The 12,838-nt window shown below is 55.5% G+C and carries 6 protein-coding genes, 2 tRNA genes and 2 rRNA genes; 2 read left to right on the top strand and 8 right to left on the bottom strand.

Annotated features, from left to right (window positions below):
• Positions 1-8: 8 nt before the first annotated feature.
• From ACR809_RS24380 to pepQ, 8 genes are all read right to left on the bottom strand, one after another.
• Positions 9-2,910, bottom strand: a 23S ribosomal RNA gene (locus tag ACR809_RS24380).
• A 169-nt stretch (positions 2,911-3,079) separates the two neighbouring features.
• Positions 3,080-3,155 (bottom strand) — tRNA-Ala (locus ACR809_RS24385).
• Between the two features lie 36 nt (positions 3,156-3,191).
• A tRNA-Ile gene (locus ACR809_RS24390) sits at positions 3,192-3,268 on the bottom strand.
• A gap of 69 nt (positions 3,269-3,337) precedes the next feature.
• Positions 3,338-4,877, bottom strand: a 16S ribosomal RNA gene (locus ACR809_RS24395).
• The 16S and 23S rRNA genes sit together here with 2 tRNA genes alongside, the layout of an rRNA operon.
• Positions 4,878-5,264: 387 nt before the next feature.
• Entirely contained in the window at positions 5,265-5,798 is a 534-nt protein-coding gene (hemG, locus tag ACR809_RS24400) for a menaquinone-dependent protoporphyrinogen IX dehydrogenase (protein WP_002883453.1), read from the bottom strand.
• Positions 5,799-5,809: 11 nt separating this feature from the next.
• Positions 5,810-7,261, bottom strand: a complete 1,452-nt coding sequence (gene trkH / locus ACR809_RS24405) for a Trk system potassium transporter TrkH (protein ID WP_002883450.1) — start codon at positions 7,259-7,261, stop codon at positions 5,810-5,812.
• Between the two features lie 38 nt (positions 7,262-7,299).
• On the bottom strand, positions 7,300-7,914 hold the full coding sequence (locus ACR809_RS24410) for an IMPACT family protein (RefSeq protein ID WP_002883449.1): 615 nt from the start codon (positions 7,912-7,914) through the stop codon (positions 7,300-7,302).
• On the bottom strand, positions 7,914-9,245 hold the full coding sequence (gene pepQ / locus ACR809_RS24415) for a Xaa-Pro dipeptidase (protein WP_004152060.1): 1,332 nt from the start codon (positions 9,243-9,245) through the stop codon (positions 7,914-7,916). Before pepQ ends, ACR809_RS24410 begins: the two co-directional genes overlap by 1 nt.
• Before the next feature lie 191 nt (positions 9,246-9,436).
• Between pepQ and fadB the strand changes: the two genes are divergently transcribed.
• Together fadB and fadA are read left to right on the top strand one after the other, a co-directional pair.
• Positions 9,437-11,626, top strand: coding sequence for a fatty acid oxidation complex subunit alpha FadB (gene fadB, locus ACR809_RS24420; RefSeq protein WP_122051617.1), 2,190 nt, complete (start codon positions 9,437-9,439; stop codon positions 11,624-11,626).
• A gap of 9 nt (positions 11,627-11,635) precedes the next feature.
• Positions 11,636-12,799, top strand: coding sequence for an acetyl-CoA C-acyltransferase FadA (gene fadA / locus ACR809_RS24425; RefSeq protein ID WP_023287002.1), 1,164 nt, complete (start codon positions 11,636-11,638; stop codon positions 12,797-12,799).
• The last annotated feature ends 39 nt before the right edge of the window (positions 12,800-12,838 follow it).

Here is a 12,838-nt window from a genome sequence, read left to right on the forward strand (position 1 = left end):
GGCGTTGTAAGGTTAAGCCTCACGGTTCATTAGTACCGGTTAGCTCAACGCATCGCTGCGCTTACACACCCGGCCTATCAACGTCGTCGTCTTCAACGTTCCTTCAGGAGACTTAAAGTCTCAGGGAGAACTCATCTCGGGGCAAGTTTCGTGCTTAGATGCTTTCAGCACTTATCTCTTCCGCATTTAGCTACCGGGCAGTGCCATTGGCATGACAACCCGAACACCAGTGATGCGTCCACTCCGGTCCTCTCGTACTAGGAGCAGCCCCCCTCAATTCTCCAGCGCCCACGGCAGATAGGGACCGAACTGTCTCACGACGTTCTAAACCCAGCTCGCGTACCACTTTAAATGGCGAACAGCCATACCCTTGGGACCTACTTCAGCCCCAGGATGTGATGAGCCGACATCGAGGTGCCAAACACCGCCGTCGATATGAACTCTTGGGCGGTATCAGCCTGTTATCCCCGGAGTACCTTTTATCCGTTGAGCGATGGCCCTTCCATTCAGAACCACCGGATCACTATGACCTGCTTTCGCACCTGCTCGCGCCGTCACGCTCGCAGTCAAGCTAGCTTATGCCATTGCACTAACCTCCTGATGTCCGACCAGGATTAGCTAACCTTCGTGCTCCTCCGTTACGCTTTGGGAGGAGACCGCCCCAGTCAAACTACCCACCAGACACTGTCCGCAACCCCGGTAAGGGGCCAACGTTAGAACATCAAACATTAAAGGGTGGTATTTCAAGGTTGGCTCCACGCAGACTGGCGTCCACGCTTCAAAGCCTCCCACCTATCCTACACATCAAGGCTCAATGTTCAGTGTCAAGCTATAGTAAAGGTTCACGGGGTCTTTCCGTCTTGCCGCGGGTACACTGCATCTTCACAGCGAGTTCAATTTCACTGAGTCTCGGGTGGAGACAGCCTGGCCATCATTACGCCATTCGTGCAGGTCGGAACTTACCCGACAAGGAATTTCGCTACCTTAGGACCGTTATAGTTACGGCCGCCGTTTACCGGGGCTTCGATCAAGAGCTTCTCCTTACGGATAACCCCATCAATTAACCTTCCGGCACCGGGCAGGCGTCACACCGTATACGTCCACTTTCGTGTTTGCACAGTGCTGTGTTTTTAATAAACAGTTGCAGCCAGCTGGTATCTTCGACTGGTCTCAGCTCCATCCGCAGGGACTTCACCTACACACCAGCGTGCCTTCTCCCGAAGTTACGGCACCATTTTGCCTAGTTCCTTCACCCGAGTTCTCTCAAGCGCCTTGGTATTCTCTACCTGACCACCTGTGTCGGTTTGGGGTACGATTTAATGTTACCTGATGCTTAGAGGCTTTTCCTGGAAGCAGGGCATTTGTTACTTCAGCACCGTAGTGCCTCGTCATCACACCTCAGCCTTGATTATCCGGATTTGCCTGGACAATCAGCCTACATGCTTAAACCGGGACAACCGTCGCCCGGCTAACATAGCCTTCTCCGTCCCCCCTTCGCAGTAACACCAAGTACAGGAATATTAACCTGTTTCCCATCGACTACGCCTTTCGGCCTCGCCTTAGGGGTCGACTCACCCTGCCCCGATTAACGTTGGACAGGAACCCTTGGTCTTCCGGCGAGCGGGCTTTTCACCCGCTTTATCGTTACTTATGTCAGCATTCGCACTTCTGATACCTCCAGCATGCCTCACAGCACACCTTCGCAGGCTTACAGAACGCTCCCCTACCCAACAACACATAGTGTCGCTGCCGCAGCTTCGGTGCATGGTTTAGCCCCGTTACATCTTCCGCGCAGGCCGACTCGACCAGTGAGCTATTACGCTTTCTTTAAATGATGGCTGCTTCTAAGCCAACATCCTGGCTGTCTGTGCCTTCCCACATCGTTTCCCACTTAACCATGACTTTGGGACCTTAGCTGGCGGTCTGGGTTGTTTCCCTCTTCACGACGGACGTTAGCACCCGCCGTGTGTCTCCCGTGATAACATTCTTCGGTATTCGTAGTTTGCATCGGGTTGGTAAGTCGGGATGACCCCCTAGCCGAAACAGTGCTCTACCCCCGAAGATGAATTCACGAGGCGCTACCTAAATAGCTTTCGGGGAGAACCAGCTATCTCCCGGTTTGATTGGCCTTTCACCCCCAGCCACAAGTCATCCGCTAATTTTTCAACATTAGTCGGTTCGGTCCTCCAGTTAGTGTTACCCAACCTTCAACCTGCCCATGGCTAGATCACCGGGTTTCGGGTCTATACCCTGCAACTTAACGCCCAGTTAAGACTCGGTTTCCCTGCGGCTCCCCTATACGGTTAACCTTGCTACAGAATATAAGTCGCTGACCCATTATACAAAAGGTACGCAGTCACACCCGAAGGTGCTCCCACTGCTTGTACGTACACGGTTTCAGGTTCTTTTTCACTCCCCTCGCCGGGGTTCTTTTCGCCTTTCCCTCACGGTACTGGTTCACTATCGGTCAGTCAGGAGTATTTAGCCTTGGAGGATGGTCCCCCCATATTCAGACAGGATACCACGTGTCCCGCCCTACTCTTCGAGTTCACAACCTGTGCATTTTGGTGTACGGGACTATCACCCTGTACCGTCGGACTTTCCAGACCGTTCCACTAACACACAAGCTGATTCAGACTCTGGGCTGCTCCCCGTTCGCTCGCCGCTACTGGGGGAATCTCGGTTGATTTCTTTTCCTCGGGGTACTTAGATGTTTCAGTTCCCCCGGTTCGCCTCGTTAACCTATGTATTCAGTTAACGATAGTGTGACGAATCACACTGGGTTTCCCCATTCGGACATCGCCGGCTATAACGGTTCATATCACCTTACCGACGCTTTTCGCAGATTAGCACGTCCTTCATCGCCTCTGACTGCCAGGGCATCCACCGTGTACGCTTAGTCGCTTAACCTCACAACCCGAAGATGTTTCACTTCTGATTGCGAAAATTTGAGAGACTCGAACACACATTAACTGTGTATCGTTTCAATTTTCAGCTTGATCCAGATTTTTAAAGAGCAAAACTTCGCAGTGCACCTTTTCAGGTTCACTCTGAAGTTTTCTTGTGTTCGCAGTAAAGATGGTGGAGCTATGCGGGATCGAACCGCAGACCTCCTGCGTGCAAAGCAGGCGCTCTCCCAGCTGAGCTATAGCCCCATCGTTTGCAACCTCTTCAAATTTGCTTCGCAAATTTGGTAGGCCTGAGTGGACTTGAACCACCGACCTCACCCTTATCAGGGGTGCGCTCTAACCACCTGAGCTACAAGCCTGTAGAGGTTTTTACTGCTGTTTTTCATCAGACAATCTGTGTGAGCACTGCAAAGGCAGGTTCTTTAAGGTAAGGAGGTGATCCAACCGCAGGTTCCCCTACGGTTACCTTGTTACGACTTCACCCCAGTCATGAATCACAAAGTGGTAAGCGCCCTCCCGAAGGTTAAGCTACCTACTTCTTTTGCAACCCACTCCCATGGTGTGACGGGCGGTGTGTACAAGGCCCGGGAACGTATTCACCGTAGCATTCTGATCTACGATTACTAGCGATTCCGACTTCATGGAGTCGAGTTGCAGACTCCAATCCGGACTACGACATACTTTATGAGGTCCGCTTGCTCTCGCGAGGTCGCTTCTCTTTGTATATGCCATTGTAGCACGTGTGTAGCCCTGGTCGTAAGGGCCATGATGACTTGACGTCATCCCCACCTTCCTCCAGTTTATCACTGGCAGTCTCCTTTGAGTTCCCGGCCGGACCGCTGGCAACAAAGGATAAGGGTTGCGCTCGTTGCGGGACTTAACCCAACATTTCACAACACGAGCTGACGACAGCCATGCAGCACCTGTCTCACAGTTCCCGAAGGCACCAATCCATCTCTGGAAAGTTCTGTGGATGTCAAGACCAGGTAAGGTTCTTCGCGTTGCATCGAATTAAACCACATGCTCCACCGCTTGTGCGGGCCCCCGTCAATTCATTTGAGTTTTAACCTTGCGGCCGTACTCCCCAGGCGGTCGATTTAACGCGTTAGCTCCGGAAGCCACGCCTCAAGGGCACAACCTCCAAATCGACATCGTTTACGGCGTGGACTACCAGGGTATCTAATCCTGTTTGCTCCCCACGCTTTCGCACCTGAGCGTCAGTCTTTGTCCAGGGGGCCGCCTTCGCCACCGGTATTCCTCCAGATCTCTACGCATTTCACCGCTACACCTGGAATTCTACCCCCCTCTACAAGACTCTAGCCTGCCAGTTTCGAATGCAGTTCCCAGGTTGAGCCCGGGGATTTCACATCCGACTTGACAGACCGCCTGCGTGCGCTTTACGCCCAGTAATTCCGATTAACGCTTGCACCCTCCGTATTACCGCGGCTGCTGGCACGGAGTTAGCCGGTGCTTCTTCTGCGGGTAACGTCAATCGCCAAGGTTATTAACCTTAACGCCTTCCTCCCCGCTGAAAGTGCTTTACAACCCGAAGGCCTTCTTCACACACGCGGCATGGCTGCATCAGGCTTGCGCCCATTGTGCAATATTCCCCACTGCTGCCTCCCGTAGGAGTCTGGACCGTGTCTCAGTTCCAGTGTGGCTGGTCATCCTCTCAGACCAGCTAGGGATCGTCGCCTAGGTGAGCTGTTACCCCACCTACTAGCTAATCCCATCTGGGCACATCTGATGGCATGAGGCCCGAAGGTCCCCCACTTTGGTCTTGCGACATTATGCGGTATTAGCTACCGTTTCCAGTAGTTATCCCCCTCCATCAGGCAGTTTCCCAGACATTACTCACCCGTCCGCCGCTCGTCACCCGAGAGCAAGCTCTCTGTGCTACCGCTCGACTTGCATGTGTTAGGCCTGCCGCCAGCGTTCAATCTGAGCCATGATCAAACTCTTCAATTTAAGTTTGATGCTCAAAGAATTAAACTTCGTAATGAATTACGTGTTCACTCTTGAGACTTGGTATTCATTTTTCGTCCGAGGACGTTAAGAATCCATGTCACTTTGAGTGCCCACACAGATTGTCTGATAAATTGTTAAAGAGCAGTGCCGCTTCGTTTTCGCTGCGGCGCGGGGTGTGCATATTACGCTTTCCCGCTGCAGAGTCAAGCATTTATTTTTGCTTTTCTCTGCGAGGTTCTCACCGGAACCCCGCTGACCCGGCGGCTTGTTTGCCGTTGTTCCGTGTCAGTGGAGGCGCATTATAGGGAGTAATTCTGAGGTGGCAAGGGGAAATGCAAAAAAACTTTTCGTTCGCTCGATTTTCCATCACAACGCGAGTTTTACGCGCTATTTGCGCGCCATTTGTGCGATTTCCCGAGCAAACCGGGATACCTGTTGCCAGTCGGTATAGACCACTTCTTTGCGGGTATCCGTTTCACCCCCGGTCATTTTCATAATCAGGCGGATCATAAACCGATCGTACCAGCTGTAGCGCGGGTAGCGCAGCGCGCCGGCAAATACCGCGCAGCTCTGCGGCTGCCACGGCGAGTTCAGCAGAAACTTACGCGTATAGCTGTTGGTCTGCGGCGTGCGCTTCTCGGGTTTACGCGCCACCAGGTTAACCGAAAAGAATGCCCCCGGCAGCGCCTGCAATGCTGCCAGATGCTTTTTCACAAAGCGGTCCACCGCCGGATGAAAGTGCCCGTAGCGAATCGACGCGCCAATGACCACCCGATCGTAGTGATGCCATTCGACGACATCGGTACGGTTCAGGTTCAGGGTGTCCGCATCGATGCCCAGCTCTTTAAGCTCAGAGGCGAGAAACGAAGCGATTTCACGGGTCTGCCCGTCGCGGGTGGAGAAGAGAATTAAAGTTTTCACGAGCACTCCTGTTATTCGCGCCAGAAAGTGGGGGTAAAGAGCACCAGTAAGGTGAACACTTCCAGACGACCAAACAGCATATTAGCAATCAGGATCCATTTCGCGACCGGGTTCATGGTGGCAAAGTTATCCGCGACGACGCCGAGCCCAGGCCCGAGGTTGTTCAATGTCGCCACCACGGAGGCGAAAGCAGAGAAGTCATCCACCCCGGTGGCGATAATCGCCAGCATACTAATGATAAAGACCAGCGCATAGGCGGAGAAGAATCCCCATACTGCTTCCAGAATACGTTCCGGCAGCGCGCGGTTACCTAATTTAATGCTATACACCGCATTCGGGTGCACCAACCGCTTCAGCTCACGGTTGCCCTGTTTGAACAGCAACAGGATACGGATCACTTTTAATCCACCGCCCGTGGAGCCAGCGCAGCCGCCGATAAATGCGGAGCACAGCAACAGCACCGGAAGGAACAGCGGCCAGCGTGCAATGCTATCGGTGGTGAACCCCGCGGTGGTCGCCATCGACACCACCTGGAAAAACGCCTGGTTCAGCGTCGTCAACACCGAGCCGTACACGTTATGAAGCCATAGCACCAGCGTACAGACGATGACCAGCGTCAACTGGACGCCAATGAACATCCTAAATTCGGGGTCGCGCCAGTACACCTTCAGGCTGCGTCCGCTCAACAACGAAAAATGCAGACCGTAGTTACAGCCGGAGATCAGCAGGAAGATGGCAATGATGGAGTTGATCATCGGGCTGTTGAAATAGCCGACGCTGGCATCGTGAGTCGAGAAACCGCCGATGGCGATGGTGGCGAAACTGTGCCCGATCGCATCGAACGCCGGCATACCGGCAAACCAGAGCGCCAATGCGCAGGCGATTGTGAGTAACACATAGATGAGCCACAATGTCTTCGCCGTCTCGGCAATACGCGGACGCATCTTGTTATCCTTCAGCGGGCCGGGCATTTCCGCGCGGTAGAGCTGCATCCCCCCGACGCCGAGGATAGGCAGAATCGCTACCGCCAGCACAATGATCCCCATGCCGCCGAACCACTGCAGCATCTGGCGATAAAAGAGGATAGCGTGCGGAAGCGAGTCCAGCCCCACCAGAGTGGTCGCCCCGGTCGTCGTCAGGCCGGAAAATGACTCGAAGAAGGCATCTGTCACCGTCAGGTTCGGCTGTTCGGAGAAGATAAAGGGCAAGGCCCCCACGCTCCCCAGCACGGTCCAGAACAGCACCACGATCAGAAACCCTTCACGAGATTTCAGTTCGCCTTTTTGCTTACGGTTCGGCCACCACAGCATGGAGCCGATCGCCAGAGCGACAAAGAAGGTTTGAGTGAAGGCCCGTCCCGCGCCATCGCGATATATCAGGGCCACTAATCCCGGGACGATCATCGTCCCCGAAAACAAGATGACCAGCAGTCCAACGATTCGGGTTATGGCGCGAAAATGCATCTCTGGCGCTTCCTTTGATAGGCAAAAAACAGAGGGGATTATTCGTTAATCTTCAGTAATTGCAATGAACCACGACTAAAATCAGCCAGTCTTGCTGAAAAAGCCGCCACTTCGGCCTGGGGAAGCGCCACGCGCAGCCGAACTGACGCCAGATATTCGCTTTCAACGACGTTTCCGGAGAATTGGGCGAGCAGCGCTTCGACGCCGGCCAGTTGCCCATACTCACACTGCAAAGTATATGCCGTTAACGGCGTCTTGCGCAGCGTCGTCAGCTGCGCCAGCGCCTGATGCACCCCGCCGCCATAGGCCTTAACCAGACCGCCGGTGCCCAGCAGGATACCACCGTAGTAACGCACGACGACAGCGGTTATCTCGCCGACGCCGCTTCCCATCAGCTGCGCCAGCATCGGTTTACCCGCCGTTCCCGCCGGTTCGCCATCGTCTGAAAACCCCAGCTGTTGCGAATCATCAGGCGGCCCCGCGACCCACGCCACGCAGTGGTGGCGGGCATCAGGGTGATCCGCTCTGACGGACTCGACAAAAGCTTTTGCCGCCGCCACGCCGTCGGTATGCGCCAACAGCGTGATAAAACGGCTTTTTTTAATCTCCTCAACGACGGTAACCGGCGCCGCCGGGATTAACCAGCTCTCCATCAGGCCAGCTTCAGATCGCGCGTCATATTTTCGATACTGTTTTCGTGAATCACCACGTTATCTTCGATACGGATCCCACCGAACGGCTTCATGGCGTCAATTTTTTGCCAGTTAAAGTGCTTGCTGAACGGGCCTTCACGCCACGGCGCCAGTAACGACTCGATGAAGTAGATGCCGGGTTCAATAGTTAACACCATCCGCGGCTCGATAATACGGGTGCAGCGCAGATACGGGTATTTCGACGGCGCCGCCAGATGCGTACCGGTGTCATCCTGCATAAAGCCAGCGACATCATGCACCTGCAGACCCAGCGGATGGCCAATCCCGTGCGGCATAAACGGCCCGGTCAGGTCATTCTCCACCATCGCCTCTTCGCTCATGTCGGTAACCAACTGGTGTTTACGCAACAGCTTCGCGATACGCTGATGGAACTGGATATGGTAATCAATGTAACTGGTACCGGCCTTCATGGTACTAATCAGCGCCTGCTGCTCATCGTTAACGTCTTTGATCAGATGGGCAAAGTCGTTATCGCCGTGCGCCGCCCAGGTGCGCGTCAGATCTGCGGCATAGCCGTTATATTCCGCACCGGCGTCGAGCAGGAAACTGCGCATCTCCGCCGGGGCACGATGGTCCAGTTTGGTGTAGTGCAGGACGGAGGCATGCTCATTCAGCGCGACAATATTGCTGTAAGGCACGTCGGTATCACGATGGCCGGTGGCGGTGAGATAGGCCTGGTTGATATCGAATTCGCTCATCCCCGACTGGAAAGCTTCGTAGGCCGCACGATGACCATTCACCGCCGACTTCTGCGCTTCACGCATGCAGGCCAGCTCGTAATCGGTTTTGTAAGCCCGGTAGTAATGCAGGTAGTCGATAACCCCTTTCGGGTTGATCTTATCCGCGGCGATACCCAGGCCCAGCGCGCGCTCAGGCACCGGGCCGATATAGCCAATATTACCGCGAGCAGCAGGCAGCTGGCTGCCGATGCCATCGGCCTTCGGTAGCGCGATCACGTCTATCTCTTCGGTCCAGAAAGAGGTCGGCAACGGCTCAACGTTATGCCAGTAATCTACCGGCAGATAGAACCACAGCTTCGGTTTATTCACACCGTCCACCAGCAGCCAGCAGTTAGGCACCTGAGTCACAGGCACCCAGGCTTTGAACTGCGGATTGACCTTGAACGGGTACGGATGGTCATCAAGGAAGACGTTAACCAGCTCGCCGGAGTGAATCAGCAGAGCATCCATTTGAAAACGGGCCAGGACGTCGCGGGTACGTTCTTGTAGGGTAACAATATGATTTTTATAGAGCGCGGCCAGGGATTCCATCTTTTATCCTTTGCTTTTATGGGATCGTGATACACCGCATCTTAGCACATCGACCTGCGTGCGGGTGATTTCCGCCGGATGTGATCCGACCAGCAATTATTTAAAGACTAATTTGCAATTCTTTAACATAAATTCCACACTCCGTTTCATCTGGTATGACCAGATCATATTGCTGGATTCAGGAGACTGACATGCTCTACAAAGGCGACACCCTGTACCTCGACTGGCTGGAAGATGGCATCGCCGAACTGGTGTTCGATGCCCCAGGTTCGGTCAACAAGCTTGATACCGCAACCGTAGCCAGCCTCAGTCATGCGCTGGACGTACTGGAAAAACAAAGCGATCTCAAAGGTCTGCTGCTGCGCTCTGAAAAAGCGGCATTTATCGTCGGCGCGGATATCACCGAATTCCTCTCGCTGTTCCTGGTCCCTGAGGAGCAGTTAAGCCAGTGGCTGCATTTTGCTAACAGCGTCTTCAATCGTCTGGAAGATCTCCCCGTCCCCACAATCTCTGCCGTCAATGGCTATGCGCTGGGCGGCGGTTGCGAATGTGTGCTGGCGACCGATTACCGCCTGGCGACGCCGGATCTGCGCATTGGGCTGCCGGAAACCAAGCTCGGCATTATGCCCGGCTTCGGCGGTTCCGTGCGTCTGCCGCGCCTGCTCGGCGCCGATAGCGCGCTGGAAATTATTGCCGCCGGGAAAGACGTCGGCGCCGATCAAGCACTGAAAATCGGCCTGGTGGATGGCGTGGTCGCTGCGGAAAAACTACGCGACGGCGCGCTGGCGATCCTACGTCAGGCCATGAATGGCGACCTGGACTGGAAAGCGAAACGTCAGCCGAAGCTGGAGCCGCTGAAGCTCAGCAAAATTGAAGCCGCCATGAGCTTCACGATTGCCAAAGGCATGGTCGCGCAAACCGCCGGGAAGCATTACCCGGCGCCGATCACCGCGGTCAAAACCATTGAAGCCGCCGCGCGTCTTGGTCGTGAAGAAGCCCTGGTGCTGGAAAATAAAAGCTTTGTCCCGCTGGCCCATACCAATGAGGCCCGCGCGCTGGTTGGTATCTTCCTGAACGACCAGTACGTCAAAGCGAAAGCGAAAAAGCTGACCAAAGATGTCGAGACGCCGAAGCATGCTGCCGTCCTGGGCGCTGGCATTATGGGCGGCGGTATCGCTTACCAGTCGGCCTGGAAGGGCGTGCCGGTGGTGATGAAAGACATCAGCGACAAATCGCTGACCCTGGGTATGACCGAAGCGGCGAAACTGCTGAATAAACAGCTGGAACGCGGCAAAATCGACGGTCTGAAGCTGGCCGGAGTGATTAGCACCATTCAGCCAACCCTGGAATACAGCGGTTTTGACCGCGTGGACGTCGTCGTTGAAGCGGTGGTGGAAAACCCGAAAGTGAAGAAAGCCGTACTAGCGGAAACCGAGACAAAAGTGCGCCCGGATACCGTGCTGGCGTCCAACACCTCAACGATCCCCATCAGCGAGCTGGCCAGCGTTCTGCAGCGCCCGGAAAACTTCTGCGGTATGCACTTCTTTAACCCGGTGCATCGCATGCCGCTGGTTGAAGTGATCCGCGGCGAAAAAACCTCGGATAATACCATTGCCAAAGTGGTGGCCTGGGCCAGCAAAATGGGCAAAACGCCGATTGTGGTGAATGATTGTCCCGGCTTCTTCGTCAACCGGGTACTGTTCCCCTACTTCGCCGGCTTCAGCCAGCTGCTGCGCGACGGAGCGGACTTCCGCAAAGTCGACAAAGTGATGGAGAAACAGTTTGGCTGGCCGATGGGCCCGGCTTATCTACTGGACGTGGTCGGCATCGATACCGCGCACCATGCTCAGGCGGTCATGGCGGCGGGCTTCCCGCAGCGGATGCAGAAAGATTATCGCGACGCCATCGACGCCCTGTTTGACGCCAACCGTTTCGGCCAGAAGAACGGCCTCGGCTTCTGGCGCTATAAAGACGACAGCAAAGGTAAGCCGAAGAAAGAAGAAGATGCTGCCGTCGACAGCCTGCTGGCCGACGTCAGCCAGTCGAAGCGCGATTTCAGCGATGAAGAGATTATCGCCCGCATGATGATCCCGATGGTTAACGAAGTCGTCCGCTGCCTGGAAGAAGGCATTATCGCCAGCCCGGCGGAAGCGGATATGGCGCTGGTATACGGCCTGGGCTTCCCTCCGTTCCACGGCGGCGCATTCCGCTGGCTGGACACCATCGGCAGCGCGAAGTATCTCGATATGGCACAGCAATACCAGCACCTTGGCCCGCTGTATGAAGTGCCAGCCGGTCTGCGTGACAAAGCGCGCCATAACGAAGCGTATTATCCCCAGGTAGAGCCAGCCCGTCCGGTTGGCGCTCTGAAAACGGCTTAAGGAGTCACAATGGAACAGGTTGTCATTGTCGATGCAATTCGCACCCCGATGGGCCGTTCGAAGGGCGGCGCATTTCGCCACGTGCGCGCGGAAGACCTCTCCGCGCACCTGATGCGTAGCCTGCTGTCGCGCAATCCGTCGCTTGAGGCAAGCGCGATAGACGATATCTACTGGGGTTGCGTGCAGCAAACCCTCGAGCAGGGTTTTAACATCGCCCGAAACGCGGCGCTGCTGGCGGAGATCCCGCATTCGGTACCAGCAAATACGGTCAACCGTCTGTGCGGTTCTTCCATGCAGGCGCTGCACGATGCGGCCCGTATGATCATGGCCGGCGATGCCAGCGTCTGCCTGATTGGCGGCGTCGAGCACATGGGCCATGTGCCAATGAGCCATGGCGTCGATTTCCATCCGGGCCTGAGCCGCAACGTGGCAAAGGCGGCAGGGATGATGGGGCTGACTGCGGAGATGCTGGCGCGTCTGCACGGTATTAGCCGCGAGATGCAGGATCAGTTCGCCGCGCGCTCTCACGCTCGTGCCTGGGCCGCAACCCAGTCCGGCGCATTCAAAGCGGAGATTATCCCCACCGGCGGCCACGATGCCGATGGCGTACTCAAGTCCTTTAACTATGACGAGGTGATCCGCCCGGAAACCACCGTCGAGACGCTGTCCACGCTTAAACCGGCGTTTGACCCGGTGACCGGTACGGTAACGGCGGGTACCTCTTCCGCCCTTTCCGATGGCGCAGCGGCGATGCTGCTGATGAGCGAAAGCCGCGCTCGCGAGCTGGGGCTGAAGCCGCGCGCTCGCGTCCGTTCAATGGCGGTGGTCGGCTGCGACCCGTCCATTATGGGTTATGGCCCGGTTCCGGCCTCAAAGCTGGCGCTGAAAAAAGCGGGCTTATCCACCAGCGATATCGACGTTTTTGAAATGAATGAAGCATTTGCCGCGCAGATCCTACCGTGTATTAAAGATCTGGGCTTAATGGAGCAGATCGATGAGAAGATCAACCTCAACGGCGGGGCGATCGCGCTCGGTCATCCGCTGGGCTGTTCCGGGGCGCGTATTAGCACCACGCTGATCAACCAGATGGAGCGCAAAGACGCTCAGTTCGGCCTCGCCACCATGTGTATCGGCCTGGGACAAGGGATCGCTACCGTGTTTGAGCGGGTTTAAGCGAAAGGGTATCTCAACGCCATTGCCACCAGAACCTGG

This window comes from Klebsiella sp. CD33, from assembly GCF_051992865.1.
GTDB lineage: Bacteria > Pseudomonadota > Gammaproteobacteria > Enterobacterales > Enterobacteriaceae > Klebsiella > Klebsiella pneumoniae.

Bases quoted from the DNA above. Each gene is read 5' to 3' on its own strand.
- trkH (WP_002883450.1), bottom strand. From the start codon at position 7,261: ATGCATTTTCGCGCCATAACCCGAATCGTTGGACTGCTGGTCATCTTG.
- ACR809_RS24410 (WP_002883449.1), bottom strand. From the start codon at position 7,914: ATGGAGAGCTGGTTAATCCCGGCGGCGCCGGTTACCGTCGTTGAGGAG.
- fadB (WP_122051617.1), top strand. From the start codon at position 9,437: ATGCTCTACAAAGGCGACACCCTGTACCTCGACTGGCTGGAAGATGGC.
- fadA (WP_023287002.1), top strand. From the start codon at position 11,636: ATGGAACAGGTTGTCATTGTCGATGCAATTCGCACCCCGATGGGCCGT.
- pepQ (WP_004152060.1), bottom strand. From the start codon at position 9,245: ATGGAATCCCTGGCCGCGCTCTATAAAAATCATATTGTTACCCTACAA.